This is a genomic window from Protofrankia sp. CiP1_Cm_nod4, assembly GCF_982290645.1.
Genome location: NZ_CEVIVC010000016.1, coordinates 22,814 through 25,853, shown reverse-complemented (window position 1 = coordinate 25,853; position 3,040 = coordinate 22,814). Strand labels below are relative to the sequence as shown.

Here is a 3,040-nt window from a genome sequence, read left to right as displayed (position 1 = left end):
GCCGGCGGTGGACGCGCGCTTGATGTCGAAGTCGTCCCGTCGCACGTCCTGTGGGGAGAGCGACGTCGATCCGCTGAGCAGCCGCCGAGCCGCCATGTGGTCAGCTGGGCGGTTCACCGACTCGACGCCCAGCAGGCGCCCCTGCGAGAAGCAGTACACCGAGAAGCGCTCGCTGCTGACGTCTCCTCTTACGGCTACTTCCGTATGGCCCGTGGTGAGCCCGGCGATCTGCAGCTTGATGTCGGCCTGGTCGCTCCAGAACCACGGGACGGAGCTGAAGGGTTCAGGGCGGCCGGTCAACGTGGCTGCCAGGCGCCGTCCCTGCGCAGTCGCGTTCTGGACGGACTCGAGCCGCACACGCGTTCCACCTGCGAACGGATTCGGGGCACAGACGCAGTCCCCGACCGCGTAGACGTGCGGCGCCGAGGTGCGCAACAGCTCGTCGACCACGATACCGTTGTCCACCTCGAGGCCAGCCTGCTCGGCGAGCTCCACGTTGGGGCTTGCACCCACGCCCACCAGCACGAGGTCAGCAGGGAGACGGCGGCCGTCCGTCGTGTCGACAGCGGCCACGCGGCCGGCCACACCGACGATCCGGCTGACCGTGGTCGTCAGCTCGACATCGAGACCGCGTGCCCGGTGAGCCTGCAGAAGGAACGCAGCAGTGTGGCTCGACAGGACACGGCCCATGAGCTGGTCGGCGACCTCGACGACCGTCGCGTTCTTCCCCAGCTGCACTGCGGTCGCTGCGACCTCCATGCCGATGAAGCCGCCTCCGACGACCACCACGCGCGCAGCCTGTTCCAGGCGAACTTTCACCTCGTCGGCTTCATCCAGGGTGCGCAGGGACAACACACCCTCGAGGCCGGCACCCTCCAGCCGGAGCAGCCGGTTCCTCGCGCCGGTCGCAAGCACAAGATCGTCGTATTCCAAGGCTTCGCCGTCCTGAAGCAGGACCCTGCGACCGTCGGTATCCAGATGCTTGGCGCGTGTGCTGGTACGCACCTCGATGCCCTGCTCCCCGAACCACGACTCCGGCCGCAGCCACAGGGCGTCACGCGAGGTCTTGCCGGTCAGGTGGCCCTTGGACAGCGGAGGTCGCTGGTAGGGCAGGTGAGCCTCTGCACCAACGAGGACGATGCGGCCTGTGAAGCCCTCCTCGCGCAGTGACGACGCAACCTGACAGCCGGCCTGGCCGGCACCGACCACTATGACCGTCGAAGAGCCCATCAGTACTGGGTCTCCGGGCATCGGACCACGATGCCGTCCAGCTCGGGACCCAGAGGCAGCTGGCACGAGAGCCGGCTGCCCGTTTCACGCGGGGCGGCGGTGAAGTCGAGCATCTCCTGCTCGTCGTTGCTGATGGGCGGCAGGTGGTCGAGGTGCTCCTCAGCCACGTAGACGTGGCAGGTCGCGCAGGCGAGCGTCCCCCCGCACTCGGCGACGATCTCCGTGACGCCGTGTGCGACAGCCGCCTGCATGATGCTGGTGCCGTCACCTACATCGACGGCGATGTCGTCACCGTTGGGGCGTAGGAAGGTCACCTTTGGCACTGGATCGTCTCCTCATCGCGTGGACGTGGCGACGTAGCGTCGCTCGATAGATTCTAAATATGATTCGGTACCTTGTCCATGGTGTTGAACAAGCTGGCGAACCTGGCGCAGAATCTTGACGAAATTAGAATGTGATGTACGATACACGTGCTCAGGTGGAGGTCAGAGCGGTCGCAAGCGGCTCGGCGACCGCAAACGGACCCTGCCATGCCGGCCACTCACAGGAGGATGACCATGACGAGTTCCACCGGGGCCACGCAGAACGAGCCTCAGGAAGTCGTCCACTTCACGCCGTTGGACCCGACCCTGGCGGACGACTTCTGGCCGAGGATGAACGACCTGCGCAACCGCTGCCCGGTCGTGTGGAGCGACCAGCCCTGGAGCGATAAAGTCGCCGGATTCTGGGTGGTCAGCGACTATGCCGACGTCATGGCGGCCGGCGTGAACTGGAAGGCCTTCAGCAACGCTCAGGGTGCGGCCCCCGTGCAGTTCGACCTCGACATCCTGCGCATGATCCCGCTGGAGACCGACCCCCCACTGCACCGCGGCATCCGACGTCTGCTCAACCCGTTCTTCACGGCGGAGGCCCAGCAGGCCGGCGAGGCGGGCATCCAGGAGAAGGTCGACACGCTGCTCGGCCGCTGCGTCGCCAAGGGCGAGGTCGACTTCATCTCGGAGTTCACGCAGGTGCTGCCTCCTATCGTGTTCTTCGGGACCTACCTCGAGCAGCAGGAATCGGAGATCGGCTGGGTGCTCGAGGTGCTCAACACCCTCCTGACTCAGCCTGAGAAGGCGCTGGAGGTTGCTCCTCGCCTGCTCACGTGGGGCGCCGAGTTGCTCGTCAAGCGCCGTGAGCAGGGTCGGCGTGACGACCTTGCCGGTGTCATCGCGCACATGGGGCTGGAGGGGAGCGACGACGGTCTGGAGCTGGACGAGAAGCAGCGCATCGAGACGCTGAACCTCATGATCATGGCCGGCATGGAGACGACGATGGGCGCTCTGGGCAGCATCGCGGTGCGTCTCGCGACCGACCAGGCTCTGCGCGCCGAGCTCGCGACCGCTGACGACAAGCGCCTCGGTCGCGTTGTCGACGAGTTCCTCCGTTTCGAATCACCCGTTCCGACAGCGGGCCGAACGCTCACCGAGGACGCCGAGATGAGCGGCTGCCCCATGCGCGGCGGTGACCGCGTCCTCCTCAACTGGGCTGCAGCCAACCGCGACCCCGCGCAGTTCAAGGACCCGGACACCCTCGATTTCGAGCGCCAGAACGTCTCTTCGCACGTGGCCTTCGGCGCCGGCATTCACCGGTGCCTCGGCAACCACCTTGCGCGCCGAGAGATCAAGGCCAGTATCAAGGCGATCTGTCAGCTGACGACCTTCGAGGTGTCCCAGGCCGGCTTCACGCCCTCGTACCGCCCGGCCTTCGCGCGCGGACCCATTAGTCTGCCCGTCCGCCTGGTTCGCTAGATCTTTCCGTGCGTCCGTGC

General features: G+C 66.4%; 3 protein-coding genes. 1 reads left to right on the top strand and 2 read right to left on the bottom strand.

The annotated features are described in order from the left end of the window. Both AC5LSR_RS05470 and AC5LSR_RS05465 read right to left on the bottom strand, forming a co-directional pair. On the bottom strand, positions 1-1,230 hold a 1,230-nt coding region (locus tag AC5LSR_RS05470; RefSeq protein WP_493468223.1), incomplete at its 3' end, for an NAD(P)/FAD-dependent oxidoreductase. Continuing rightward, positions 1,230-1,553, bottom strand: a complete 324-nt coding sequence (locus AC5LSR_RS05465; RefSeq protein ID WP_250287347.1) for a 2Fe-2S iron-sulfur cluster-binding protein — start codon at positions 1,551-1,553, stop codon at positions 1,230-1,232. The genes AC5LSR_RS05465 and AC5LSR_RS05470, both read right to left, overlap by 1 nt. Positions 1,554-1,787: 234 nt before the next feature. Between AC5LSR_RS05465 and AC5LSR_RS05460 the strand changes: the two genes are divergently transcribed. After that, a complete protein-coding gene (locus AC5LSR_RS05460; RefSeq protein WP_250287348.1) occupies positions 1,788-3,020 on the top strand; it encodes a cytochrome P450 in 1,233 nt (410 codons plus the stop codon). Positions 3,021-3,040: the final 20 nt, after the last annotated feature.